The sequence below is a fragment of the Burkholderia orbicola genome (assembly GCF_900100915.1).
In the GTDB taxonomy this organism is placed as follows: Bacteria; Pseudomonadota; Gammaproteobacteria; order Burkholderiales; family Burkholderiaceae; genus Burkholderia; species Burkholderia orbicola.
In genome coordinates, this window is sequence record NZ_FNKW01000001.1 from 2,239,881 (window position 1) to 2,262,258 (window position 22,378).

Annotated in this window: 20 protein-coding genes and 2 pseudogenes; 11 read left to right on the plus strand and 11 right to left on the minus strand. The window is 70.4% G+C overall.

Going from position 1 to position 22,378, the window contains the following annotated elements; translation table 11 throughout:
* The first annotated feature begins 178 nt into the window (after positions 1-178).
* The 3 genes and pseudogenes from BLS50_RS10720 (at position 179) to BLS50_RS10730 (ending at position 2,638) form a co-directional block, all read left to right on the plus strand.
* Positions 179-1,360, plus strand: a complete 1,182-nt coding sequence (locus tag BLS50_RS10720; protein WP_074802187.1) for an acetyl-CoA C-acetyltransferase — start codon at positions 179-181, stop codon at positions 1,358-1,360.
* Positions 1,361-1,578: 218 nt separating this feature from the next.
* A complete protein-coding gene (phbB, locus tag BLS50_RS10725; protein WP_027809372.1) occupies positions 1,579-2,322 on the plus strand; it encodes an acetoacetyl-CoA reductase in 744 nt (247 codons plus the stop codon).
* Between the two features lie 108 nt (positions 2,323-2,430).
* Positions 2,431-2,638, plus strand: a pseudogene (locus tag BLS50_RS10730) (hypothetical protein).
* A 101-nt stretch (positions 2,639-2,739) separates the two neighbouring features.
* Here the strand turns inward: BLS50_RS10730 and BLS50_RS10735 are convergent.
* The 10 genes from BLS50_RS10735 to BLS50_RS10780 all read right to left on the minus strand — a co-directional run bounded on the left by BLS50_RS10735 (position 2,740) and on the right by BLS50_RS10780 (position 13,154).
* Positions 2,740-3,069: a hypothetical protein gene (locus tag BLS50_RS10735; RefSeq protein WP_074802188.1), complete on the minus strand. Its 330-nt coding sequence runs from the start codon at positions 3,067-3,069 to the stop codon at positions 2,740-2,742.
* On the minus strand, positions 3,066-3,569 hold the full coding sequence (locus BLS50_RS10740; RefSeq protein WP_074802189.1) for a hotdog family protein: 504 nt from the start codon (positions 3,567-3,569) through the stop codon (positions 3,066-3,068). Before BLS50_RS10740 ends, BLS50_RS10735 begins: the two co-directional genes overlap by 4 nt.
* Entirely contained in the window at positions 3,566-4,384 is an 819-nt protein-coding gene (locus BLS50_RS10745) for a beta-ketoacyl synthase chain length factor (RefSeq protein WP_074802190.1), read from the minus strand. Before BLS50_RS10745 ends, BLS50_RS10740 begins: the two co-directional genes overlap by 4 nt.
* Before the next feature lie 8 nt (positions 4,385-4,392).
* Positions 4,393-5,616, minus strand: a complete 1,224-nt coding sequence (locus BLS50_RS10750) for a beta-ketoacyl-[acyl-carrier-protein] synthase family protein (protein WP_074802791.1) — start codon at positions 5,614-5,616, stop codon at positions 4,393-4,395.
* A 63-nt stretch (positions 5,617-5,679) separates the two neighbouring features.
* Positions 5,680-6,564 carry a polysaccharide deacetylase family protein gene (locus BLS50_RS10755; RefSeq protein ID WP_074802191.1) on the minus strand — a complete coding sequence of 295 codons (885 nt, stop codon included), beginning with the start codon at positions 6,562-6,564 and terminating at the stop codon, positions 5,680-5,682.
* A complete protein-coding gene (locus BLS50_RS10760; RefSeq protein ID WP_074802192.1) occupies positions 6,561-9,050 on the minus strand; it encodes an MMPL family transporter in 2,490 nt (829 codons plus the stop codon). The genes BLS50_RS10755 and BLS50_RS10760 overlap by 4 nt, the downstream gene beginning before the upstream one ends.
* Positions 9,050-9,691: an outer membrane lipoprotein carrier protein LolA gene (locus BLS50_RS10765; RefSeq protein WP_074802193.1), complete on the minus strand. Its 642-nt coding sequence runs from the start codon at positions 9,689-9,691 to the stop codon at positions 9,050-9,052. The genes BLS50_RS10760 and BLS50_RS10765 overlap by 1 nt, the downstream gene beginning before the upstream one ends.
* Positions 9,688-10,671 carry an LpxL/LpxP family acyltransferase gene (locus BLS50_RS10770; RefSeq protein ID WP_074802194.1) on the minus strand — a complete coding sequence of 328 codons (984 nt, stop codon included), beginning with the start codon at positions 10,669-10,671 and terminating at the stop codon, positions 9,688-9,690. The genes BLS50_RS10765 and BLS50_RS10770 overlap by 4 nt, the downstream gene beginning before the upstream one ends.
* Positions 10,668-12,440: an acyl-CoA synthetase family protein gene (locus BLS50_RS10775; protein ID WP_074802195.1), complete on the minus strand. Its 1,773-nt coding sequence runs from the start codon at positions 12,438-12,440 to the stop codon at positions 10,668-10,670. Before BLS50_RS10775 ends, BLS50_RS10770 begins: the two co-directional genes overlap by 4 nt.
* Positions 12,441-12,500: 60 nt before the next feature.
* Complete coding sequence (locus tag BLS50_RS10780; RefSeq protein ID WP_053524650.1) at positions 12,501-13,154, minus strand: COG4648 family protein; 654 nt, start codon at positions 13,152-13,154, stop codon at positions 12,501-12,503.
* A gap of 546 nt (positions 13,155-13,700) precedes the next feature.
* On the opposite strand from BLS50_RS10780, the gene BLS50_RS10790 reads away from it, so the two are divergent.
* From BLS50_RS10790 to BLS50_RS10825, 8 genes and pseudogenes are all read left to right on the plus strand, one after another.
* Positions 13,701-13,985 carry a phosphopantetheine-binding protein gene (locus tag BLS50_RS10790; protein WP_011546210.1) on the plus strand — a complete coding sequence of 95 codons (285 nt, stop codon included), beginning with the start codon at positions 13,701-13,703 and terminating at the stop codon, positions 13,983-13,985.
* 69 nt (positions 13,986-14,054) lie between these two features.
* Positions 14,055-14,771 carry a 3-oxoacyl-ACP reductase FabG gene (gene fabG / locus BLS50_RS10795; protein ID WP_074802197.1) on the plus strand — a complete coding sequence of 239 codons (717 nt, stop codon included), beginning with the start codon at positions 14,055-14,057 and terminating at the stop codon, positions 14,769-14,771.
* A gap of 88 nt (positions 14,772-14,859) precedes the next feature.
* Positions 14,860-16,113 carry a chorismate transformation enzyme, FkbO/Hyg5 family gene (locus tag BLS50_RS10800; protein ID WP_074802792.1) on the plus strand — a complete coding sequence of 418 codons (1,254 nt, stop codon included), beginning with the start codon at positions 14,860-14,862 and terminating at the stop codon, positions 16,111-16,113.
* Positions 16,114-16,238: 125 nt separating this feature from the next.
* The gene (locus BLS50_RS10805) at positions 16,239-17,021 is read left to right on the plus strand and encodes a glycosyltransferase family 2 protein (RefSeq protein ID WP_074802198.1); all 783 of its coding nucleotides are present in this window, start codon (positions 16,239-16,241) and stop codon (positions 17,019-17,021) included.
* Positions 17,022-17,224: 203 nt separating this feature from the next.
* Positions 17,225-17,986: a metalloprotease LoiP gene (loiP, locus tag BLS50_RS10810; RefSeq protein ID WP_011694399.1), complete on the plus strand. Its 762-nt coding sequence runs from the start codon at positions 17,225-17,227 to the stop codon at positions 17,984-17,986.
* 113 nt (positions 17,987-18,099) lie between these two features.
* A pseudogene (locus tag BLS50_RS36525) lies at positions 18,100-18,403 on the plus strand (FCD domain-containing protein); the annotation flags it as partial.
* Positions 18,404-18,642: 239 nt separating this feature from the next.
* Positions 18,643-20,265 (plus strand): phospholipase D family protein, encoded by a 1,623-nt coding sequence (locus tag BLS50_RS10820; RefSeq protein ID WP_074802199.1) that lies wholly within the window; start codon positions 18,643-18,645, stop codon positions 20,263-20,265.
* A 254-nt stretch (positions 20,266-20,519) separates the two neighbouring features.
* Positions 20,520-21,293 carry a class II aldolase/adducin family protein gene (locus BLS50_RS10825; RefSeq protein WP_074802200.1) on the plus strand — a complete coding sequence of 258 codons (774 nt, stop codon included), beginning with the start codon at positions 20,520-20,522 and terminating at the stop codon, positions 21,291-21,293.
* A 31-nt stretch (positions 21,294-21,324) separates the two neighbouring features.
* Here BLS50_RS10825 and BLS50_RS10830 read toward each other — a convergent pair whose 3' ends face one another.
* Positions 21,325-22,326, minus strand: a complete 1,002-nt coding sequence (locus tag BLS50_RS10830; protein ID WP_074802201.1) for a hypothetical protein — start codon at positions 22,324-22,326, stop codon at positions 21,325-21,327.
* Positions 22,327-22,378: the final 52 nt, after the last annotated feature.

Genomic DNA, 22,378 nt, shown 5'->3' on the forward strand with positions numbered 1-22,378 from the left:
CGTCCGTGCACGGTTGCTCGTGCGGCGGTGTGCCGTGCCGCCGGTGCGAACCCGTCCGGACGGCGGCGTGCGACCCCGACCGCGATTGCGCCGGTTGGCGCGGCGCGTGCCATCGCCACGTGTGACCGCCTCGTGCCGGCGTCACGACGACAAACTGATTTCGATGCAGGGATTGAACATGACGGATGTAGTGATCGTATCGGCCGCGCGGACCGCGGTCGGCAAATTCGGCGGCTCGCTCGCGAAGATTGCGGCGCCCGAACTGGGCGCGACGGTGATCCGCGCGGTGCTGGAGCGTGCGGGCGTGAAGCCCGAGCAGGTCAGCGAAGTGATCATGGGCCAGGTGCTGACGGCCGGCTCCGGGCAGAACCCGGCGCGGCAGTCGTTGATCAAGGCGGGGCTGCCGACGGCCGTGCCGGGGATGACGATCAACAAGGTGTGCGGCTCGGGCCTGAAGGCCGTGATGCTGGCGGCGAACGCGATCATCGCGGGCGACGCGGAGATCGTGGTCGCGGGCGGCCAGGAGAACATGAGCGCGTCGCCGCACGTGCTGCCGGGCTCGCGCGACGGCTTCCGGATGGGCGACGCGAAGCTGGTCGACACGATGATCGTCGACGGCCTGTGGGACGTGTACAACCAGTACCACATGGGCATCACGGCGGAGAACGTCGCGAAGGAATACGGGATCACGCGCGAAGAGCAGGACGTGTTCGCGGCGCTGTCGCAGAACAAGGCGGAAGCCGCGCAGAAGGCCGGCCGTTTCAATGACGAGATCGTGCCGGTGTCGATCCCGCAACGCAAGGGCGAGCCGCTGCAGTTCGCGACCGACGAGTTCGTGCGTCACGGCGTGACGGCGGAATCGCTCGCCGGCCTGAAGCCGGCGTTCTCCAAGGACGGCTCGGTGACGGCGGCGAACGCGTCGGGGCTGAACGACGGCGCGGCGGCGGTGCTGGTGATGTCGGCGCAGAAGGCGGCGGCGCTGGGCCTGACGCCGCTGGCGCGAATCAAGGCGTATGCGAACGCGGGCGTGGACCCGAGCGTGATGGGCATGGGCCCGGTGCCGGCGTCGCGCCGGGCGCTGGAGCGCGCGGGCTGGACGCCGGGCGACCTGGACCTGATGGAGATCAACGAGGCGTTCGCGGCGCAGGCGCTGGCGGTGCACAAGCAGATGGGCTGGGACACGTCGAAGGTGAACGTGAACGGCGGGGCGATCGCGATCGGCCACCCGATCGGCGCGTCGGGCTGCCGGATTCTGGTGACGTTGCTGCACGAGATGGCCAAGCGCGACGCGAAGCGCGGGCTGGCGTCGCTGTGCATCGGCGGCGGGATGGGCGTCGCGCTCGCGGTCGAGCGCGTCTGAGCAGCGGTTGACGACACGGTTCGCTCGCGGTGTGGGCCAGCGCCGCGGGCGAGCCAGGCGGTTTTCGAGCAACACAGGTAGTCAACGATAAGCGCGAGGTGCCGGTGCGTGCCGCGTCCGCGACGCGGGCGGCTGCGCATCGAAGCGGTGGGGCGGCAGCAGGTGCGATGCCGTCGCCCCGCCTTTCATCGATTACTTTTTTGTCGGTAATTCATAGTATGACTAAGCGAATCGCAGTTGTGACAGGTGGGATGGGCGGCCTCGGCGAAGCGGTCAGCATCCGGTTGAACGACGCGGGTCACCGGGTAGTCGTCACGTATTCGCCGAACAACGCCGGCGCGGACCGCTGGCTGACCGAGATGCATGCGGCCGGCCGCGAATTCCATGCGTATCCGGTGGACGTGGCCGATCACGACTCGTGCCAGCAATGCATCGAGAAGATCGTGCGCGACGTCGGCCCGGTCGACATTCTCGTGAACAATGCGGGGATCACGCGCGACATGACGCTGCGCAAGCTCGACAAGGTCAACTGGGATGCGGTGATCCGCACCAACCTCGATTCCGTGTTCAACATGACGAAACCGGTCTGCGACGGCATGGTCGAGCGCGGCTGGGGCCGCATCGTCAACATCTCGTCGGTGAACGGCTCGAAAGGGTCGGTCGGCCAGACCAACTATGCGGCCGCGAAAGCCGGCATGCACGGGTTCACGAAATCGCTTGCGCTCGAGGTCGCACGCAAGGGCGTGACGGTGAACACGGTGTCGCCGGGCTATCTCGCGACGAAGATGGTCACCGCGATTCCGCAGGACATCCTCGATACGAAGATCCTCCCGCAGATTCCGGCGGGCCGGCTCGGCAAGCCCGAGGAAGTCGCGGCGCTGGTCGCTTACCTGTGCTCGGAGGAGGCCGGCTTCGTGACGGGCTCCAACATCGCGATCAACGGCGGTCAGCACATGCACTGACGCGCGGCGGCCCGTACGGCGTTCGCGCCGGTGCGGGCCGCGTTCCCCACCATCCCGTGCCGGAGCGGCGGCAGGCGCGCCGCTTCGGCCTCGCATTCCGGAGAGCGCATGGGCGACACCTGGCTGGGACTCGTGATCGGCGGCTCGGCACTGGCCGTCGCGCTGACGATGACGATCTCGCTCTACTGGCTCGAGCGGCGCCGCGCGCGGCTGCTGAGGAACTTCGATCATCGCGATTGCTGGCTCGCCGCGTACGGCAAGTGCTTTCGCGCGCAAGCCGGCGAGGTCGCTGCGCCGCATGCGCGGTGCACGCTGAGCGCGGTGCCGACGCCTCGCGATCGGTGAACGCTCGATGACCGGTCGATGAGCGGTCACGCCCCGCGCGCATGCCGTCGGCCCCTCGCGCGGGATGCATGATCAGTCGTTCTTTTCGCCCCTTCCAGCTGACTCGCCGGAGTCGTTCTTGTGGAAGAGCCGCTTCGTCGTGCGCTTGGTGGCTTCCCAGCCTTCGCGCGACGCATGCGCGACGCCGTGCCCGACCGCCTTCGCGGCGCTCGCGGTCGCGTGGCCGAAGCTGCGCGCCGCGTCGCCGGTCTTGTGCGCGGCTTCCTTCGAATCGCGCTTGATGTCCTGCTTCACTTCCGACATGTCCGCGTGGGCGAGCGGGCTGAGCAGCGCCAGAACGAGCGTGGCGCCAATGAACTGACGAACTTTCACGACCGGGTTCCTTGAGGTGAGCCTCTTCATCGAGGATTCGTGTTGCCGGCAGGCGCCGGTTGAAACGCGCCGGCGGCCGATGCGTCGAGCATCACCGCCGCGCGGCCGGACAGCAGCACGCGCTCGCCGCAGCGCAGCGTGAATTCGTACAGCACCGAGCGGCCGTCGCCGCTCACGCGTTGCGCGTCGATGGTGAGCGGCTGCTCGAACGTGTCGAGGCGGTCGACGAACGCGTCGACGTTGCGCACGCTCGCGAGATAGCCGACGCGCGGGCGGGCTTCGTGCGCGCCGCGCAGCGCGCCGTGCACGGCCATCGCCTGCGCCGCGTACTCGATGCCGCAGACCGACGCGAGCCGCCCATGCGCGCGCAGCGGGTTGTCGGGATCGCGGTGGCTCGTCGCGGTGCAGCGGATTCGTTCGGTATCCCACGCATCGACCGAATCGAGCACGCACATCGTGCCGGCGTGCGGAATGTGCGCGGCAATCCACGCATGGTCGAGCGGTGGGGTCAATACGACCGTGGCGGTCATCGCGCGCGCTCCGCGAAGGGTTCGGACATCGCGACGTCGACCTGCACGCGCGTATCGGCCAGGTAGTCGAGCACGACGCGCGTCGATTGCCGTGCGGCGAGCGCTTCGAGCAGCGGCAGCACGCGGGCGGCCGGGTTGCCGGCGCGCAGTGCGTCGAGTTCGGCATGCACGAGCGTCGTGGCGGGCGCATCGGTGAGTTGCACGTCGATGCGGGCGAGCGTGCGCGCGCTCGCTTCCGGCGCGAACACGAGCGCGACGCCGAACGCATCGCCGATCGGCCGCACCGCGCGCAGCGGTTCCGGATAGTCGGTGTCGTACGCGATCAGCAGGCTCGGCGCGCGATCGACGACGACCTGGCAGAGACTTTCGAGCAGGCCGGCGGCAAAGCTGCCGTCGTGCGCGCACAGCACGTTCGACGTCGCCGTCGCGCGGGTCGCGATGCTCCAGTAGCCGGCCGGCGCGTTGTGCACCGAGTTGTGGAAGCGGGTCGGCGACAGCTGACGATCGTCGCCGGCCAGCGTTTCGCAGATCGCGTGGCAGTTCTGGCCGTCGCCGCCGGATGCGCTGAACACGGTCGCGAGCGTCGCGGCGTCGCGGCCGCTCGCGGCCACCGCTTCGTGGCCGACCGCGAGCGCCGCGCGCACGACCGGGCCCGTGCGACGCCGTTCGGCGGACGGCAGCCCGGCCGGCGGCGGCAGCTCGGTGCGGGCGCTCGCGTAGGGCGTGCGGCCCGCGAGCACGTCGGCCGCATGCGGCCAGTCGGTCAATCCCGGCCCGACGAGGCCGATGCTTTCGATGAAGGCGGTGAGTGTCATGGCGGGCCTCAACGGGGGGCGCGACCGGCCACGCGCTGGGCGCGGCCGAGGATCAGGCTGCAATTCGTGCCGCCGAAGCCGAACGAATTGGAGAGGACGGCGCGCACGCGCGTGTCGCGGCTCGCGAGCACGTAATCGGCGACGAGCGTGGGGTCGGGCTGCATCGTGTTGACGCCGGCCGGCACGAACTGCTCGCGCAGCGCGAGCGCGGCGACGATCGCCTCCAGCGCGCCGGCCGCGCCGAGCGTATGGCCGGTCGCGCCCTTCGTCGAGCTGCACGGCGTGCGGGCGAACAGCGCGCCGAGCGCGCGGCTTTCCGCTGCGTCGTTGCTCGGCGTCGCCGTGCCGTGCAGGTTCACGTAGTCGATGTCGTGCGCGCCGAGGCCGGCGGACGCGAGCGCCTGCTCGATCGCGGCGCGCGCGCCGAGCCCTTCCGGATGCGGCGACGACATGTGATGCGCGTCGCTCGATTCGCCGATGCCGAGCAGCAGGATCGCGTCGGCGTCGAGCGTGGCGGGCGCGGCAGGGACGCGCTCGACGAGCGCGAACGCGGCGGCCTCGCCGATCGAGATGCCGTCGCGCGCGACGTCGAACGGCCGGCACGGCTGCCGCGACAGCAGTTCGAGCGAATTGAAGCCGTACAGCGTGGTCAGGCAAAGCGAATCGACGCCGCCGACGACGGCCGCGTCGATCAGCCCGGCCTCGATCATGCGCCGCGCGGAGCCAAACACCTTCGCGCCCGACGAGCACGCGGACGAGATCGCCATCGCCGGCCCGCGCAGCGCGAAATACGCGCGCACGAACGCGGCCGGTGAATACGGGTTGTGCGTGTGCGCGTAGCGGAAGTCGGCGGGCAGCGCGCCGCTCGCCGGATCGCGGCGCTGGTACGCGCGTTCGGTTTCGAGGATGCCGGCCGTGCTCGTGCCGACGAACACGCCGACGCGTGCGGCGCCGTAGCGCGCGACCGCCGCCGCGACGCGCGCGTCGAAGCCGTCCTGCGTCAGGCCGAGTTGCGCGAGGCGGTTGTTGCGGCAGTCGAAGTCGGCGAGATCGGCGCGCACCGGGTGTGCATCGACGCCGTCCACCGCACCGATCCACGTGTCGAGATCCGCACGCTCGAAGTTGCACGGCACGAGGCCGCCGCGGGCGTGGCGCAGCGCATCGAGGGTCGCGTCGAGGCCGCGGCCGATGCAGCTGGTGGCGGTGAAGTGCGAGAGCAGGAGAGGGTTCACGAGGGTCGCATCCGGTGGCCGGAACGGGCGCCGCAGCAGGGCTGGCACGCGCGCCGTTCGAGGTCAGATTTTATCAAACGGGGGTGCCGGAACGCCCGGCTGGCCGGGCGGTTCGGGCGCCAGCGCCGCGCGCAGGGTGGTCCAGGGCAACTGCGCGTCGGCGGCCGCACGCAGCACCGCGGGCAGCACGTCGAGCACGACGGGTTCGCCGCGCGTGTCGCGCGCCGCGTGACCGTCGTGCACGAGCAGGATGTCGCGCGCATCGAGCCCATGCAGCAGGCGGCGCGTGACGGTCGCGGCGTCGCGCGCACGCGTGTCGAAGCCGCGCCGCGTCCAGCTCGCGAGTTGCAGCCCGAATTCGCACAGCACCGGTTCGAGAAACGGATTGCGCAGGCCGGCCGGCGCGCGGAAGAACAGCGGGCGCGTACCGGTGATGTCGGTCAGCGTCTGCTGCGCGGCCGCGATCTCGCGCCGCAGTGCGGCCGGCCCCGACAGCGAGAACGTATGGCGGTGCCGCTGGCTGTGGTTCTCGACCGCATGGCCACGCGCGACGATCGCCTCGATCCACAGTGGGTGGCGGCGCGCGAGATCGCCGATGCAGAAGAACGTCGCGCGCGCGTCGTAACGGTCGAGCAGGTCCAGCACGCGCGGCGTCACGTCCGGGTCCGGACCGTCGTCGATCGTCAATGCGATGCGGCGGCCCGCGCCGGCCGGCAGGCGCGTCCAGTTCGGGCCGAGCAGCGTGCTGCGCGGCCACAACCCGGCCGCGGTCAGCGCGAAATGCGACGCGACCACGCCGCCGACGGCCCACGGCCACGTGGCCGGTTGCGCGATCACCGCGGCGGCCGCGCCCGCGTGCAGCGCGGCGGCGCCGGCGATCAGCGGCGTCGGCTTCCAGCGGCGCGCGTCGCCGGCGTCGTGCGGTGGAACGAGAGGCGGCACGTTCATGCGCGGCCTCCTCGTTCACGATTGCCGGCCGTCGCCGTCGCCGTCGCCGCCGTCTCTGCGGCGCGCGGCGCGAGAATCGCCGCGAACGCGAGCGCGAGCATCGCGCCGGGGCCCACGGTCAGCCCGAAGGTTTCGAGCAGCGGCACGCGCGACAGCGCGAGCAGCCCGAAGCCGGCGACCGTCGCGAGGTTCGCGATCAGCAGCGACACGAGCGTATGCGGCGTGACGGGCTGCGCATCGTCGCGCCGGCAGAAGAACAACGCATAGTTCGAGCCGACCGCGACGATCAGCAGCATCCCGATGAGGTGCAGGATCGTCAGTTGCACGCCGGCGAGCGGGAAACCGGCCGTCACGACCAGCACGGCGGCGACGAGCGGCGCAAGGGCGCGCGCGGCGCGGCGAGGCGAGCGCAGCGCGATCAGCAGCAGCACGGCGATCGCGGCGAATCCTGCGAGCGACAGCCGGATGTCCTCATGCACGTAGCTCACGTACAGCCGATCAGCTTCGGCCTTCATGTCGACGAACAGCGCATCGGGCACGCCCGCGCGCGCGACCGCGGCGCGAATCGGCGTGGCGTCGAGGCTCGACGCCGGCTGCCCGGCGCGCGCGGCGTCCGGCGCACGCAGCGGCAGCATCGCGCTCCAGCGGCCGTCGCGTTCGGTCAGCAGCGCATCGACGGCGAGCGCCATCGACGTGCCGCGCAGGTCCGCACGCGTCAGCAGCGGCGCGTGGCGCGCGGCGTCGACGTCGGCGAGGAACGGTGCGAACAGGTCGGGCTTCACCGTGATCGGCTGATGCGCGACGGCATCGCGCATCCGTTCGGCGAGTGCGTCCGCAGCCGGCAGGCTCGCCTGGCGCGCGCGCTGCGCGGCGTCGCTCGGCAGATAGCGGGCGGGGTTCTCGAAACCGCCGAGCGCACCCCGGTCGACGAGCGGCTGCAATTGCGCGGCGACTTTTTCCGCGCCTTCGAGTGCGGCCTGTTCGGTTGGTGCGGCAATGACGACGAGGTAGCGCACGTCGGGCGCACCGACATCGGCGCGCAGCCGTGCGTCGAGCGCCTGCGCCTGTGCCGGCACGGGGCTGAGCGCGGCGAGCTCGCGGCTCCACAGGGCGTCGCGATGCAGCGCGAGCATCGCGCAGGCGGCGACCACGAGCACCGCGAGCGGCCAGCGCAGCTGCGGCGCGGCGTCGGCCGCGCGCGCGAGCGCGGCGCCGACGCGGGATACGTCGCGGATCGCGACATGCTCGCCACGCAGATGCGGCAGCACGAAGCGCGTGACGAGCGCGGCGGCCGTCAGCCCGACGATCGAATAGAGCCCGAGCTGCACGAGGCCGGGGAACCCGGAGAACAGCATCGATGCGAATCCGCACACCGACGTCAGCACGCCGAGCCGGATCGTCGGCCAGTACGCGGCGACCCACGCGCGCGTCGCGTCGGCCGGGCGTGGGTCGCCGCGCGTACCGGCCTGCGCCGATTGCACGAACAGGTAGATTGAATAGTCGACGGCTTCGCCGATCAGCGTGGTGCCGAACCCGAGCGTCAGCCCGTGAACCGTGCCGAACGCGACGCTGACCGCCGCGATCCCGGCCGCGACGCCCGTCAGCACCGGCAGCAGGCCGAGCGCGAGCGTGCGCGGCGAACGGTACAGCGTGAGCAGCAGCGCGACGATCAGCACGACGCTCGCCGTCGACAATCGCTCCACGTCGTGCCGGATCGTGTCGCGCGTGTCGACCGAGAACACGCTGGGGCCCGTCATCGCGAGCGAGGTGCCGGCCGCGTTCGGCACGGCTTGCGTCGCGACCGCGAACGCGCGGCGCACGGCGTCGATCGCACGGGCCTGCGCGTCGGTATCGGAGCCGGCGGCGGCCGTCTGCACGACCAGCACCGCGCGCGTGCCGTCGCGCGACGCCCACACGCCGTCGCGGCTGGCCGGTTCGGCCGCGCGGTCGAGCTCGTCGACGAGCGCGGCGACTTCGCCGGTCGGGTCGCGCGGCAGCATTGCCTTCGCGACGAGGCCGGCTGACGAACTCAGCAGGTCGAGACTGTCGCCGAGCGCCTGGTGCAGGCCGTCGGCGCTGAAGCGCTGCGGCGTGACGGCCGGGCTCAGCAGATAGCGGTGAGCGAAGATGAATTGCCGGTCGCGCGCGTCGTTCGCGGCTTCGCCGTTGTGCACGGCCGCGAACTGCGGATCGGTGCGCAGCGTGCCGGCGACGCGCCGCGACAGCGCGGCGCGCGTGCCCGCGTCGCCGCCGTCGATCGCGACGAGGATCAGGCGCGACACGATGCCGTCGCGCAACTGGTCGACGAGCACGCGCTGCCCGGCGCTCGGCGCGTTCGGCAGGAATGCGGACAGGTCGGCCGTGAAGTGCGCGCGTCCGATCGCGATGCCGCACGCGACCAGCGCGAGCAGCCACACGAGCACCGCGCGCTGCCGCCACGCGGGCACGCGGCGGGCGACGGGTGAGGATCGGGTGCGCTCGTCCATCAGTTCGCGTTCGCCGCCACGGGTTGCAGGCGCATCACCGAACGATCGCCGTCGGCCTGCCGGATCGCGACGCTGCGCAGCACGTCGCGCGTGCCGTCGAGCGTGATCGTGTTGACGACCTTCAGCATCCGCGAGTCGAGCGGCGTGAGCGTGAGCGTCCAGTCGTCGCCGCGTCCGGACAGGGCGACCTTGTACACCCGTTCGAGCGCGAAGCGGTTGCCGGCGAGCGTCGCGCGGATGCTGTCGATGAACGCGCCGAGCTCCGGATAGCGCGCGAGCGCGAGCGTGTACTTGCGGTTGTTGCGCTCGACGGTGAGCATGTCGCCGTCGACGACCAGATGTTCGGGCTTCGGGCTCAGCGTGTGCTTTTCCAGATGGTCGGGCGCGACGAACATCAGTTCGCCCGACGATTCGACCGGCTGCGTGGCGATCGACAGGGTCTTCGTCTCGGTGAAGGTCGCGCGGCCCGACTTGTGCTGCGCGAGCGTCGACATCAGCCGGTCGAGGGTCCAGGTCGAGCCGGTATCGGCCGCGTGCGCGGGCACGGCCAGCACGATCGCGGCGGTGGCGGCGAGCACGCGGGCCGCGCGGTGGATGCGGCGCGACGGGAACGGGAACAGGCGGCGGCGAACGGCGGTCATGCGTCGGAATCCCTCGTGGCGGGCAGGTCGGCGCCGGCATGCGCCGTCTCGCGGCGCGCGGTTGCGGCCGCGGCATCGCCGCCTTGCCAGAAATCGAAATAGTTGAACCAGTTGTACGGCGCCGCGCGGCAGTACTTGTCGAGCAGCGCGACGTAGCGCGCGAGCGCCGCATCGACCGCCGCCGCGCGCGCGTCGCGCCGCACGTCGGAGAAATCGGCGAGCGTCTCGAAGTGCACGTCGTAGCGGTTGCCGTCGCGATAGAGGCCCGTCATGAAGATCACCGGGCGCTTCAGCATCGCGGCCATGTAAAGCGGGCCGAGCGGGAATGCGGCCGGCGCGCCGAGCAGCGGCACGCGCCGCAGCGACGCGGCGGCATCGTCGAGCAGCGTGCGGTCGGCGAGCATGCCGACCATGCAGTTCGCTTCGAGGCGCTCGCGCACCTTCAGCATCGAGTCGACCTGGCCGAGCGGAATCACCTCCGGCTGCGCGGCCGGGTTCACCGCGGCGAGCGTCGCGTTGATCTTGCGCGCGTTCTTCTCGTACATCGTGACGACCACGCGCAGGTCCGGACGCGTGCGGCCGATCGCGCGCACGACCTCGAAGCTGCCGAGGTGCGCGCCCATCAGGAACGCGCCGCGTCCGCCCGCGAGCGCGTCGTCGACGAGCGTTTCGCCGTGCAGCCGGATGTCGAACAGGTCGAAGCGCCCGTTCATCAGGTAGATGCGGTCGTGGATCGTCGCCGCGAACGTGAACACGTGCCGGTACACGTCGCGCCAGCGCGCGGGGCGACCGAGCACGCGGCGCAGGTAGTCGCGCGACGCCGCGCACGCGATCGGCGAGAACAGCACGAAATACGTCGCGATCAGGTGCAGCACGATGCGCGCGCGCTGCCGGCCGAAGCGCAGCGAGATCCACGTCATGGCGCGTAGCAAACTCGCGTTGCTGCGTTCCTGGCGTTCGGCCCATGCGGTGCGCTTCATGGCTGCGCGCCATCCTGCGCGGCGGGCGGTGGGGCGGACAGCACGCCGGTCGCGACCTCGCGCGACCCGGCGCGCACCGTGAAGCGGATCGCGCCGCTGGCCGTCGCGTCGTACGCGAGATCGAGCGGTTCGCCGGGCGCGACCGGGCTCAGGAATTTCGCGGACCCGAGCCGCCACGCATGCAGCGGACGGTTCAGCGCCGCGCCGATCGTATGGATCGCGTGATCGAGCAGCACGACGCCGGGCACGACCGGATGGCCGGGGAAGTGGCCGGGCAGCGCGGGATGGTCGGCGGCAATCGTGAACGCGAGCGCGGGCGTGCCGGCCGGGTCGCGCTCGTTCGGCGTCGCGGGCGGCATGGCCGTCGTGGCCGCCGCCGCCGCGCTACGCGTATGTTGCGCCACGAGTGCGGCCAGCACGTCGCGCGGCAGCTTGCCCGTTTCGTTGCGCGGCAGCGCATCGACGAACACGAGCGGGCGCGGCATGAACGCGGGATCGATCCGCTCGCGCAGCGCGCGCTGCAGATCGGCGGCCGAGAGCGTCGGCGCGACGACCAGCGCGACGAGCCGCGTGACCGGCTCGAGGGCGGTGTCACCGTGCGCCGGCGCGGCTTCGTCGGGCATGAAGAACACGCCGTCGACCACTTCGGCAATCGCGTTGAGCTGATGGTTCAGGTAAGCGAGCGACGTGCGCTTGCCCGCGATGTTGACGAGGTCGGCCTTGCGGCCGTGCAGCAGGAACCGGCCGTCGCCGAGCAGTTCGAGCGCATCGCCCATCGGCACCGGCGCCTCGACGTGCCCGCCCGATACCCACACGGTCGGCCCGCCGTCGTCGCCATCCGGTTCGGCGCGCGCGTCGAGCCGGATGTCCGGGAACAGTTCCCACGCCGCGCCTTGCGACGTCCGACGGGTCGCGATCTGGCCGGTCTCGGTGCTGCCGTAGATCTCGACGAGCGGCGCGTCGAGCGCGGCCTCGGCTTCGCACGCGAGCTTCTCCGACAGCGGCGCGGTGGCCGACAGCACGAGCGCCGCGCGCGGCAGCGCATGGCCGGCCGACAGCAACGCGCGCAGGTGGATCGGCGACGTGACGAGCACCCGCGGCTGCGGGATCGCGTCGAGCTCGTCGCGGATGTCGCTCGGGTAGAACGGCTGGCGGTTGCTGAACGCGAGGCCGCCGATCAGCGCGAGCAGCACCGTCGACTCGAAGCCGTACATGTGCTGCGCGGGCACCGTGCCGATCAGCGTGGCCGCGCGGCCGTCGAGCAGCCCGAGGCGATCGGCCGCCGCGCGCACGCAGCCGACCAGGAAGCCCCAGGTCTTGCGGTGCGGCACCGGCGCGCCGGTCGAGCCGGACGTGAACACGTAGGCCATGATCCGCGCCGCGTCGATCCGCGGGACGGCGAACGGTGTATCGCTCGGCGGCTCGCCCGGCGCGGCATCGGGATACGCGAAGCGCGGCAGGTCGATCGCGCAGTCGGGCGCATCGTGCAGGCAGAACGCATCGGGCGCGAACGACGCGAGCTGGCGCACCATTTCCGGCGTGTGCGTCGACGGCAGCAGGCTGACCTTGCCGGCGACGAGCGCCGCGCACAGGCTGACCGCGAAGCGATAGCGGTCGCGGCACACGTTGAACACGTGGCCGCCGGCGGGCAGCGCGGCGGCCACGCGCGCGACGTCGGCGACGAATGCGCGCACGGTGACGGGCGAGCCGTCGCGCCAGGCGATCGTCTGGTCGGGCGAGGCGTGAAATACCAGCGGGTGAGTCGGCATAAATCGGTCAAGACGGGAACGAAGGCCCGCGCGGTCCTTGGGGCCGCGCCGGTCATGAATTCATCGCGCGGCCTGCGAGGCGTGGGTCGACGCGCGATACGCGCGCACCGCATCGACCATCCGCGGCCGCGGCTCGTGCGGCAGCGCGACACGCCGGCACGCATGCTCGGCGGCGAACATCACGGCGACGAGCGGCAGCGACAGGTAGTTCGCGAAGGTCGACCACGTGACGATCGGCGCGGTCGCGAACAGCAGCGTCGACACGGCGGCGATCGCGACGAAGAACAGCGTCCACGCGAGCGTGATCCGCCGCGTGTAGCGCGCGACGGCCGGCGTGACCGTGCCGTGGATCATCGCCGCGAAGCGCGTGCACAGCGGCACGTCGCCGGCCACGAGCGTGCGGCCGAACAGCAGCGCCATCGCGACGTTGAAGCTTACGTGTTCCAGATACAGGCCCCATTCGAAGTGCCGCGCGAGCGGCGCGCGTGCCGCCCACAGCGCGGCGGCGGCCAGCAGCCACGCCGGCACGAGCCAGGCGCGCCGCGGCGAGCGCAGCGCCGCGCCGAGCGCGAGCAGCAGCGGCGGCACGAGCGCCATCGCGAGGCCGAGGCCGTGCGCGCCGGGTGTCGCGCTCGCGTAGTGCGCGCCAACCTGGTAGGCGGCCACGGCGCCCCCTGCCGCGACGCCGCGCACGACGGTCAGCAGCCGGCTCATCGGCGGCCTCCGGGCGCGCGGCGCGCGCACCGGCCGGCGGCCGGGCTGCGGCGGCTGACGGGCGGGCGAACCGGAACGGAGCGCAAGGGCGGATACGGCATGACTGGAGACATCGGGCGGATCGTGGCCGGACACGATGGTCGGGCCGTCAAACATCATATGAATGGCGGCCGGGACGCGGGTCCGGGCCGGTGGTCGGGCACGCACATTTTAGGGCGGCGGCAGTGTGGTTCGGGGGCGTCGCGACCGGGTTTTGTAACCGATTGTATGGCGCCGGCCGAACGGTTTCGCGGGGTCGGTCCATTTCCATCCGAAGCGGCTCAAGCGTCTCGTGCCTTCGCGTCCGAAACGGGCTGCTGCAGCGGCTCGCCAGTCTTGTAACCATTCGCGGTATACGCCCCGATACCCTTCGTCTAGAATCCGCGTAACTTTTACAAACAATCCCCCAACGACGCAGGCGGGGAAGCCGGCAGAGGCCGGAGGGACGGAGATTTGCACGCGCCGGGCGTGCACGACGGTTGCCGTTTCCGGGCGCCTCCCGCTGCCATGGGCCGCCTGCACGCACGCATGATGAACGCACTGGAACAAGAGCTCGCCACGCTGATCATCGGCGAACTGAATCTCGAAGACGTCCCGCTCGACACAGTGACGGCCGACACCCCGCTGTATGGCGAAGGGTTCGGGCTCGACTCCATCGACATCCTGGAAATCGCGCTGCTGATTTCGAAGAAATACGGCTTCGAACTGCGCTCGGACAATCCGGACAACCAGACAATCTTTGCGACGCTCGGTGCGCTGGCTGCCTACGTCGCCGCGCATCGCACGAAGTGACGGCGGCGCTCGGCGGACGATGCGCGGCGGCAGCGATCGAGGGGAACACGCGATGAACGGAGCAAGGCGATGCGGGCGCTCGTGACGGGCGGCAGCGGCGCACTCGGGCAGGCGATCTGCACGGCGCTCGCGCAGGCCGGCCATGAAGTGTGGGTGCATGCGAACCGCCATATCGAGCAGGCGCAGGCCGTCGCGCAACGGATCGTCGCGGCCGGCGGCGCCGCGCACGCGATCGCGTTCGACGTGACCGACGCCGATGCGACGCTCGCCGCGCTGAAGCCGTTCATCGACGAGACGCCGGTGCAGATCCTCGTCAACAACGCGGGCATTCACGACGACGCGCCGATGGCCGGCATGTCGCGCCAGCAATGGCACAGCGTGATCGACGTGACGCTCAACGGCTTTTTCAACGTCACGCAGCCGCTGCTGCTGCCGATGATCCGCACGCGGCGCGGACGGATCGTCAACATCGCGTCGGTGGCCGGCGTGACCGGCAATCGCGGGCAGGCCAATTACGCGGCCGCGAAGGCGGGGCTGATCGGCGCGACGAAGTCGCTGTCGCAGGAGCTCGCGTCGCGCGGCATCACCGTGAACGCGGTGGCGCCCGGCATCATCGCGTCGCCGATGGCCGACCAGGCGTTTCCCGCCGAACGCATCAAGCAGCTCGTGCCCGCGCAGCGCGCGGGCCGGCCCGACGAAGTCGCGGCGATGGTCGCGTATCTGGTATCCGACGCCGCGGCCTATGTGACGGGGCAGGTGTTGTCCGTCAACGGCGGGCTCGCATGACGAAGCGCGCCGCATTCGCCTGACGTAACGCAACGTGGCGCAGGGCCGCGTGGTCGCGCGGCCTGCGCCGCATAGTGAGGAAATCGAAGTGTCCGTGCATCCAGTCGACGCCGAACGGCGCCCGTGTTCGATGTTGCCCGCCGCCGCGCCTGCGGCCGCGCCGTTCGCGCACGGCGGCGACCGCGCGTTGCGGCTCGTCCAGATGAGCGATGCGCGGCTCGTCGCGCTGCTGCACGATGCGCGCGGCCGAGGCGACGGACTCGATCGCGTGTTTCCCGGTGCGCTGGGTGCGGTGTGCATCGGCGCGGCGGGAACCCCGGACGCGTCGCGCGCGGCGGCCATGGCGCGGATGCTGACCGATGCCGCGCCCGGCCTGCCGGTCGCGCCGGTGCAGATGGCGCTGCTCGGCGCCGAAGTCGCACCGGGCGAGGCCGTCTGCGAACTGTGGCAGTGCGATGCGCACGACCTGCGCGGCGAACGGCGCGGTCCACTGCATTACCGCTACAGTGAAGCGGCGGGGCTCGTGTTCGGCAGCCTCGTCGTGCACGAGACGGACGCGGCGTACGACGCGCCGCGCGACGGCGGCACGCCGCTCGAACGCGCGACGTTCGACGCGTACCGCGCGCTGTTCGACCTGCTCGATACGCTCCGCATGCCGCATCCGCTGCGGATCTGGAACACCGTGCCGGCGATCAACGCGGTGCAGTTCGGCGTCGAGCGCTATCGTCAGTTCAATATCGGCCGTCAGCGCGCGTTCGACGCGTGCCGCCGCGCATTGACGGGCGGCGTGCCGGCCGCGTGCGCGCTCGGCTCGGTCGAGGCGGTCGCGGGCGATGCGTCGCCGGCCGCGCCGCTCGCGATTCATTTCCTCGCGAGTCGCACGCCGGCCGACTCGATCGAGAATCCGCGCCAGGTCAGCGCGTATCACTATCCGGCGCAGTACGGCCCGCGTGCGCCGACGTTCGCGCGCGCCGCCGCGTGGGCCGACGGTGAAGCGACGCCGGTGCTGTTCGTCTCGGGCACCGCGAGCATCGTCGGGCACCGCACCGTGCATCGCGGCGACGTCGTTGCGCAGACGCGCGAGACGGTCGCGAACCTCGCGGCCGTGCTCGAGCAGGCCGCGCGGCAGGGGCACGGGTCGTTCTCGCTCGCCGACCTCAGTTACCGCGTCTACGTGCGCGACGCAGGCGACACCGCGGCGCTGGCCGCGATCGGCCGCGTGCTGCGCGAGGCCGCTGGTCCTCACGTGCGGCCGCTGTTCGTTCATGCGGACGTGTGTCGCGACGACCTGCTGGTCGAGATCGAGGCCAGCGCCGGTCATGCGATGGAGTGGCTGTCATGAAGCGCGAGAGCCTCACGATCCGGCAACCGGTCCGGCCCTCGGCCGGTGTCGACGAAGCGTGCCGGCGTTCGTCGGCGAGTCATACACTTTTGTCAGGATCTCCGTCTTCGTCATCGGCTGTTCCCATGTCCAAGCTGCACGCGTCGTCCACCCATCTCGTCCTGATTCCGAGCTACAACCCGGGCGCCAAGGTCGACACGACCGTGCGCAATGCCCGTGCGCAGTGGAACCCGGTGTGGGTCGTCGTCGACGGCAGCACCGACGGCAGCGCCGAACGGCTGCAGGCGATGGCCGAGCGCGATCCCGGCCTGCGCGTGATCGTGCTGCCGGAGAATCGCGGCAAGGGCACCGCGGTGCTCGCGGGGCTCGATGCGGCGGCCGCGAGCGGCTTCACGCACGTACTGACGATGGATTCCGACGGCCAGCATCCGGCCGACCTGATTCCCGCCTTCATGGCGGCCTCGCAGGCCGCGCCCGACGCGATGGTGCTCGGCGTGCCGAAGTTCGACGCGAGCGCGCCGCAGTTGCGCGTGCAGGGGCGCCGGTTGTCGAACGCGTGGGCCGACCTCGAGACGCTGTGGGCCGGGATCGGCGATTCGCTGTACGGTTTTCGCGTCTATCCGGTCGCGCCGCTGGCGGCGATCATGCGGCGCCAGCCGTGGATGCGCGGCTTCGACTTCGATCCCGAGGCGGCCGTGCGGCTGTGCTGGGCCGGCGTGCGCCCGATCCGCATCGACGCGCCGGTGCGCTATTTCGGCCGGCACGAAGGCGGTGTGTCGCACTTTCACTACGGCCGCGACAACGCACTGCTCGCGTGGATGCACCTGCGCCTGTTCACCGGCTTCGCGATGCGGCTGCCGATGCTGGTCGCACGCCGCCTGACGCGTCGCCGCGACCAGACGGCCTGAGCGACGGCCCGCCCGCTTTCCTTCCCGGCCGGCGCGCCGGCCGCGGCGATTGCCCCGCTTTTCGTCGCCAATCCGGGGCCGGATCGCCACGTCATGTCAATCCGCTGAGTAATGAACGTGTCATCCGATGTAAACATCTGGTAATTTTCTGCCGGATTATGCAAAATCGCCGCTCCCAAATACAACTATCGAGGGATTCCGGGATGCAACTCAAGAAAGCGGTGGCGGCGTGTGGCGTGGCGTTTCTGTTGAGCGCGTGCGGCGGGGTACAGAGCCTTGACGCGAACAGCCTGACGTCGGCGGGGACCAACCTGTACAAGGCAGCGACGCTGTCGGACAGCGACATCGCCGCGCTGTCGAACGAGTCGTGCAAGTCGAGCGACGCCGAATCGAAGATCGCGCCGGCCAACAGCGCCTACGCGAAGCGCCTGACGAAGGTGATGAAGGGCTTCGGCGACATGACGCTGAACGGCCAGAAGATCAACTACAAGGTCTACGTGACCAAGGACGTCAACGCGTGGGCGATGGGCAACGGCTGCGTGCGCGTGTACAGCGGCCTGATGGACATGATGAACGACGACGAGCTGCGCGGCGTGATCGGCCATGAAATGGGCCACGTCGCACTCGGCCACTCGAAGAAGGCAATGCAGACGGCATACGCGGTGAGCGCGGCGCGCAGCGCGGCTGGCGCGGCATCGCCGGGCGTGGCGGCACTGTCGAGCTCGCAGCTCGGCGACATCACCGAGAAGTTCATCAACGCGCAGTTCTCGCAGTCGCAGGAAAGCGCGGCCGACGACTACTCGTTCGACCTGATGAAGCAGAAGGGCATGAGCCAGAAGGGCCTCGTTACCGGCTTCCAGAAGCTCGCGCAGATGGACGGCGGCCAGAGCTCGATGATGAGCTCGCACCCGTCGTCGGCGAGCCGCGCGCAGCACATCCAGGATCGCATCGCGAAGGGCAGCTGATCCCGCGGCCGATCGCTGGCCGTCAGCGCCGGCGATCGGCAAGCGACATGAAGCAACCCACGCTCGCTCGGGCGTGGGTTTTTTGTTTTTTCGGCATGCACGTCGCCGCTTACCAGCTCGAAACCGCGCACGCGAAGGACGGCAGTCGAAGCCGCGACCCAGGCGAAGCTGCACGAGGCGATCGCGTTGGCGTCGGACAACACGATGTTCCTGCATCTACATACGAGCGTGATCGGCATGCTGCGCGAGCACATCGCCATCGACGTGACCGGATGACGATGGAGGACGAGCAGGCATCCGAGTTGCTGTCATTGCAGCACACGGGGCGTATACGAGGCGATTTGCGCGCACTGGCCCGAAGAGGCGCGCACCGCGATGCAGACGCATATCGGCTGCGTGCGCAGCCATTTCGAACGGGAGCGGCGCACCGTGAGATTGGTTGGACCTGCGCCGGTGCCCGCAGGAGCGGCGACCGGTCGCGCATCACGCATCACGAGCCGCCGTGCATGACGCACGTGGCGGCGGTGCGGCGCGGCATGCGGGGGCCGCTCGATTGACCCGCTCGTCGGGCGCCCACTAGAATCGTCCGGAACCGCCTGTCAGCCGCGCGCCGCGGCCATGATGTGCCCATTGATCCGACTGTCGAGGAAGCTTCCGTGCTCACGTCCCTGATCCGGCGCGCGCCGGCCGCGCTGTCGTGGCGCGCCGCATGCCGCCAGGCCCGCGCGCTGGTCGTCTGCGCGCTGCTGCCGCTCGCCGCGTGCGCGACGCATCCGCCCGCCACCTCGCTCGATCGCCCCGTCTCCCATGCGTTGTCGGCGGAAACCGCCACGCCGCTGCGCGATGCGCTGGCCGCGCCGGAAGCCGCGCATCCCGGGCAGTCGGGCTTCCGGCTGCTGGCCGACGGCGCCACCGCATTGCAGATGCGCATCGCGCTTGCGCGTGCGGCGACGAAGACGCTCGACATGCAGTACTACATCGCGACCGAGGACACGACCGGCAAGCTGCTGCTGGGCGCGGCGCTGTACGCGGCCGATCGCGGCGTGCGCGTGCGGATGCTGGTCGACGACCTGAACTTCCACGATATCGACCGCGTGATGGCCGCGCTGAATACGCACCAGAACATCGAGATCCGCGTGTTCAACCCGTTCGGCGCGTCGCAGCGCGGCATGATGGAGCGCACGGCCAACTTCTTCACGCGGATCGACAGCTTCACGCGCCGGATGCACAACAAGGCGATGATCGCGGACAACCAGCTCGCGATCGTCGGCGGCCGCAACCTCGGCGACGAATACTTCAGTGCGAGCCCGACGCTGCAGTTCCGCGATCTCGACGTGCTGGCGGCCGGCCCCGTGACGAGCGACATCTCGAAGAGCTTCGACGACTACTGGGCGAGCGCGAGCAGCTACCCGTTGCGCGTGCTGAATCATCAGACGTTCGATCCGAAGGATCTCGACGCGATGCGCGACGAGCTGCGCGATCACTGGCGCAAGAACGCCGATCCGTACAACGCTAAACCGCTGAACGCGACGCCGCTCGCCCGGCAGATCGCGCGCGACGAACTCGAACTCGTGTGGGCGCCGGCCGAATTCAAGGTCGATGCGCCGGACAAGGTCGCGCGGCCGACCGGCACGTACGTGAGCCCGCCGATGCAGCGCCTGGCCGAGCTGACGCGCGGCGCGCAGAAGGAATTCCTGGCGTTTTCGCCGTACTTCGTGCCGCACGACGCCGGCGTGAAGATCCTCGGCGACACGGTCGCGCGCGGCGTGCGCGTCGCGATCGTGACGAACTCGCTCGCGGCGACCGACGCGGTCGCGGTGCAGTCGGGCTATGCGCCGTATCGCGTGCCGCTGCTGCAGCGCGGCGTCGAGCTGTACGAATTCAAGTCGCAGCCGGACCAGCAGCCCGCGCGGCTGTTCGGTTCGCGCTCGCGTGCGAGCCTGCATGCGAAGGCGTACGTGATCGACCGGCAAATCCTCGTGATCGGCTCGCTGAACCTCGACCCGCGTTCCGCGTACCTGAACACCGAGCTCGCGCTCGTGATCCACAGCCCGGTGCTCGCGCAGCAGGCCGCGGCGATCTTCGCGCGCGTGACGCAGCCGGACGAAAGCTACCGCGTCACGCTCGCGAAGCGGACCGACGGCAGCCCGCCCGCGCTCGAGTGGACGGGCACCGAAGGCGGCCAGACCTCCACCTATCACGTCGACCCGCATGCGGGGCTGCTGCGCAACGTGATGACGGGCATCTTCACGCTGCTGCCGGTCGACGACCAGCTGTAAGGGCACGAACGGCTCCGGCAAAACCCGCGATATCGGTGCGCGGGGAAAGGTGATATGGTTGTGCGCGCAACTATAAGTGAATCGAGAAGAGGCGCTGCCGAGCCGCTCGCACAATGCGGGCCGGAACGGCGCCGACCGACGTGCCGCCACACGTGCGTGATACGCACCTCGCACCGCGCCCGGCGCCTGCACACGATGGACGATACGCACCGCCATTCGCCCGGGGCCGCGCGCCCCCGCAACCGGAGTTCCCCATGCAACGTGTTCCGAACCAGCCGTTCACGCGTCCCGCGCGCTTCTCCGAAGCCGAATGGCAGGCGCGGGTGCAGCTCGCGGCCGCCTACCGCATCTTCGATCATCTCGGCTGGACCGAACTGATCTACAACCATATCTCGCTGCGCGTGCCGGGCGAGGACGGACATTTCCTGATCAACCCGTTCGGGCTCCATTACCGCGAGGTGTGCGCGTCGAATCTCGTGAAGATCGACATCGACGGCAATGTGATCGGCCACTCCGACTGGCCGATCAATCCGGCCGGCTTCACGTTCCACGGCGCGATCCATGCGACGCTGCTCGATGCGCACTGCGTGATGCACGTGCACACGACGCCGACGATGGCCGTGTGCTGTTCGCGCGACGGGCTGTCGTTCTCGAATTTCTATTCGGCGCAGCTGTACGGGAAGATCGCGTATCACGACTTCGAAGGCATCACCGTGCATCTCGAAGAAGGCCGGCGCATCGTCGAAAGCGCGGGCGGGCGGCCCGTGCTGCTGCTGCGCAACCACGGTCCCGTGACGATCGGCGCGACGCTCGCGCAGACGTTTTCGCTGATGTGGCTGCTCAACCGCGCGTGCGAGGTGCAGATCGCGACGCATGCGATCGGCGCGGCGCTGCCGATTGCGCCGCCCGTGCTCGAAGGGTGCGTGCGCGATTCGCTGAATTTCGATCCGAAGCATGGCGCGGGACAGGACGCGTTCGACGCGCTCCAGCGCATCGTCGACCGGATCGATCCGGGCTACCGCGCGTGATGCGGACAGCACGCCCGGTGAGGGCGCCGGACTAGAACCGGTAGCCGACGCCGGCCTGGATCACGTCGGTATCACGGTCGTAGCGCGTGACCACGCGGTTCCACGTGATACGTGTGAGCCAGCGGTCGGAAATCCGGTAACTGGCCGAGATCGACACGATGCCGGAGAGGCGGCCGTCACCCGGCCCCGGCTGGCCGTCGCGGTTGCGCTGGTTGACGGTGAAGTACGCGCCGGCGCCGGCCGACAGCGTGACCTTGTCGTTCAGGAACGCGCGCGTGAGCCACAGCTCGGACGCGATGCCGTTGCGGCGGACCGCCTGCTTCGCGCCTTCGTACATCCACGTCGCGGTCCAGTCGATCGAACGCGTGAGGCCGCGCCGGTATTCGAGGCTGCCGCCGAGCGTCGACGGCGACGAGCGGCTGTTCAGAATCGTCTCGCCGAGCATCGCGGTGACTTCGTTGTGCGTGACCTTGCGGGTGCGCGGCAGCGCGGTGTCGCGCGGGCCCGGCGTGTCGGGCGCATCGAGCTGGTAACCGACGCCGAACATCACCGACGTCGTGTCGGGCCCGCTGAACACGTGCGCGCGGTTGACCTGAAGCTGCGCGATCCAGCGGTGCGACGTGTAGTACGCGGCGCGCACGCTCATCAGCACGCCCCAGCCATGCGTATTCGAATACCCGCGGCCTTCGGCGGCCGGCACCGTGTCGAAGTAGCGATACGGACCCGCGCCGGCCGACAGCACCAGGCGGCGGTTCTCGAGCGGCACGCGGCCCCAGAACTGCACCGCCTGGCCATCGCGGTGGTGATTCGGAATATGCCCTTCGTTGTACCACGTGAAGCCGAGCGCGGTATGCGGGCTCAAGCCTTCCTGGTAATCGAACGCCCACGAATACGTGCGTTGTCCGCCGCCCCAGAGCGGGCCGGTGAACAGCGAGAACTCCTGCGCGTCGGCGGGCGCGCCGTAAAGGGCGGCGACGGAGCAGAGACTCGCCAGCAGCGGACGGACACGGACGGGGCGGGTCGGGCAGGGCATCGGGGGACGGGCCGGCACGGTTCACTTTCCAGTCACGACAACACGCGAACAT